Genomic DNA, 2,813 nt, shown 5'->3' on the forward strand with positions numbered 1-2,813 from the left:
TAATCATCTTCCGACGGCACGGTCTCGACGATCTTCTTTGTCGAGGCCTTCTTGGCGCGGGGCTTGGTGACCTTCACCGGCTCGCGCGCCTTGCGCTCGGCCAGTTCCTTTTCGATCAGCGGCAGCATGATCTCGGCCTGCGAGCGCTGCGGACCGGTGCCTTGCTCGAGGCGCAGGGCGTTGTCGCGAAGATTGGTCAGGGCCTGCAGGTCGAGTTGCGGAATGAGGTCGATCATGGGCATGGGACGGCTCCTGGGAAAACAGCAAGGCGCGCGGCGCCGGCAGGCGGCCGCACGCGGAAAATCAGGTCGGCTTGAATCAGGTGGCGGGCGTCAGGGCCGCGGCCGCGCGCGGCGCGAAAAAACCGCGCTCGCCTTCGACGGTGACCTGGGCCGGACGGCCGGCTTCATGCGAGGCGCGCGCCAGGCGACGGGCCGAGGCGCTGACCTCGTCCTTGTTGCGCGAAATATGGGTGAACTCGCCATCGTGCGAGACCGCCCAGCCGTCAGCATGACGCGCCACGACGAAGATCTCGCGAACCTTTTGGGAGGTTTTGTCGGCGGTCATCGGTGGGCCTTCCTTGTCGTCGCGAGCAAGAAAGACCGTCCGCCGACGTCTTGTAGCACTTTGCGGCCATTTTCGGTGAAAAATCAGTCGATGGGGCCCGCGGGACGGTGCGATCTATTGTCCGCGCGGCGGGGCGACCGAGAATTCCAGGTCGAAAAGGGTCGGCGCCGAGCTGGTCCGGGCGCGCTCGAGGGTGAGCAGCCGCGCCTTGGTCTCCAGCCCGCCGTCAGCTGAAAATCCCCCCGGCTTGCCGTTGGCGCCCAGCACCCGGTGGCAGGGCACGAGGATCGGCCAGGGATTGTCGCCGAGCGCCCGGCCGATGGCCCGCGCGGCCCCTGGCTCGCCCATGGCCTGGGCGATCTGGCCATAGGTCGAGGTCTCGCCCGGACGGATGGCGCGGGCGATCTCATAGACCCGCTGATTGAAGGGGCCACGGTCGCCAGGTCCAGGGCGACATCCATCAGGTCGTCGCGCCCGCCCTCCAGCAGGTCGAGCACGCGCGTCTGCACCGCCAGCACGGCGGCGGGCGGCGGCGCCTCCACCGCGTCGGGAAACCGTCGGCGCAGCCGGGCCCAGGCCGCGCCCGGGGCAGCCTCGGGCAATTGCGCGCCGATCAGGCCGTTCTGCCCCCAGGCCAGGCCACAGAGGCCGATGGGGCTGTCAAAAAGCGCGAAACCCTGTCCCATGACGGTGATCCTAGCCATTCCTGTTGCGGCTTTCGATGGGACCTCTAGGCTTTTTCCGAATCTTGCGATCCGTTTCCGGAGACCGCCCTTGCGCCGCGCCCTGCCTTTCGCCGCCCTTCTCGCCCTCGCCAGCCTCGGGAGCGCCCAGGCCGGCGACATCCTGATCCATGGCGGCCCGATCCATACCGGGGTCGAGGCCGCGCCCACCGCCGAGGCGGTGCTGATCCGCGACCAGAGGATCGTCTTCGTCGGCGGCCTGGATGCGGCCAGGGCAAGGCCGCTTCGGGCGCCCGCGACATCGACCTGAAGGGCGCCGCGGCCTATCCGGGCTTTGTCGACGCCACGCCCACCTGACCGGCATCGGTCTGCGCGAACTGACCCTCAATCTCGACCAGGTCGGATCCCTGGCCGAGCTGGTGGCGGCGGTGAAGGCCTATGCCGTCGCCCATCCGGACGGGCCGATCTATGGGCGGGGCTGGATCGAGACCCACTGGCCCGAGAAGCGCTTCCCCAATCGCCTCGACCTCGACGCCGCCGCCCCGGGCCGGGTGGTCGTCCTGCAGCGCTCGGACGGCCACGCCTTGGTCGCCAGCACCGCCGCCCTGGCCCAGGCCGGGGTCACGGCCACGACGCCCGACCCGGCCGGCGGCCAGATCCTCAAGGGCCCCGACGGCGCCCCCAACGGCCTGCTGATCGATCATGCCGAGGCCCTGGTGGCCGGGGTGATCCCGCCGCCGTCGGAGGCCCTCAGGCGCGAGGCCCTGGAAAAGGCCGGCCCCTCTATGCCTCGCGCGGCTGGACGGGCCTGGGCAATATGAGCGTCGAGGCCGGCGACCTGACCCTGATGACGGCCCTGGCGGGGGCAGAAGAAGTTCCAGATCCGCGTCGACAACTACATGGACCCCAGCGGCGCCGCCGAGGTGCTGGCCAAGGGGCCGTTTGAGGACGCCACCGGCCTGATCCGCACGCGCGGAGTGAAGCTCTATATGGACGGCGCCCTGGGCTCGCGCGGCGCGGCGCTGCTTGAGCCCTATAGCGACGCGGAGGGGACGGGCCTGCAGCTGACCCCGCGCGACAAGGGCTTGGCCCTGATGAAGGCCGCCAAGGCGGTCCACGCCCAGGTGGCCATGCACGCCATCGGCGACCGCGGCAACCGCATGACCCTGGACTGGTTCGGCGAGACCCTGGCCGGCGACGGCCAGGCCCGCTGGCGGATCGAGCACGCCCAGATCGTCGCCGACTCCGACCTGCCGCGCTTTTCGGCCATGGGGGTGATCGCCTCGATGCAGCCCCAGCCACGCGATCGGCGACCTCTATTTCGCCCCGGCCCGCCTGGGCCAGGCCCGTCTGCACGAGGGTTATCGCTGGAACGACATGCTCAAGAGCGGCGCGGTGCTGGCCGCCGGCTCGGACGCCCCGGTCGAGGTCGGCGATCCGCGCATCGAGTTCTATGCCGCCGTCCATCGCCACAGCCTGGACGGCTTCGCCAACGCAGACTGGCATCTGGAGGAGGCGGTCAGCCGGGCCCAGGCCCTGCGCATGCTGACCTGGGCCCCGGCC

2 protein-coding genes and 2 pseudogenes are annotated in these 2,813 nt (G+C 70.3%); 1 reads left to right on the forward strand and 3 read right to left on the reverse strand.

Going from position 1 to position 2,813, the window contains the following annotated elements:
• The 3 genes and pseudogenes from CSW58_RS13280 to CSW58_RS13290 form a co-directional block, all read right to left on the reverse strand.
• A partial coding sequence (locus tag CSW58_RS13280; protein ID WP_201721684.1) for a hypothetical protein occupies window positions 1-242 on the reverse strand: 242 nt, incomplete at its 3' end.
• 76 nt (window positions 243-318) lie between these two features.
• On the reverse strand, window positions 319-567 hold the full coding sequence (locus CSW58_RS13285) for a DUF2188 domain-containing protein (protein WP_099447594.1): 249 nt from the start codon (window positions 565-567) through the stop codon (window positions 319-321).
• Between the two features lie 114 nt (window positions 568-681).
• Window positions 682-1,253: pseudogene (locus CSW58_RS13290) on the reverse strand (methylated-DNA--[protein]-cysteine S-methyltransferase).
• 88 nt (window positions 1,254-1,341) lie between these two features.
• Here CSW58_RS13290 and CSW58_RS13295 point away from each other — a divergent pair.
• Window positions 1,342-2,813: pseudogene (locus CSW58_RS13295) on the forward strand (amidohydrolase); the annotation flags it as partial.

This window comes from Caulobacter sp. B11 (assembly GCF_002737765.1).
Taxonomy (GTDB): Bacteria; Pseudomonadota; Alphaproteobacteria; order Caulobacterales; family Caulobacteraceae; genus Caulobacter.

What these genes read in the sequence shown, in the direction of transcription:
- CSW58_RS13285 (WP_099447594.1), bottom strand. Translation starts at nt 567, where the DNA reads ATGACCGCCGACAAAACCTCCCAAAAGGTTCGCGAGATCTTCGTCGTG.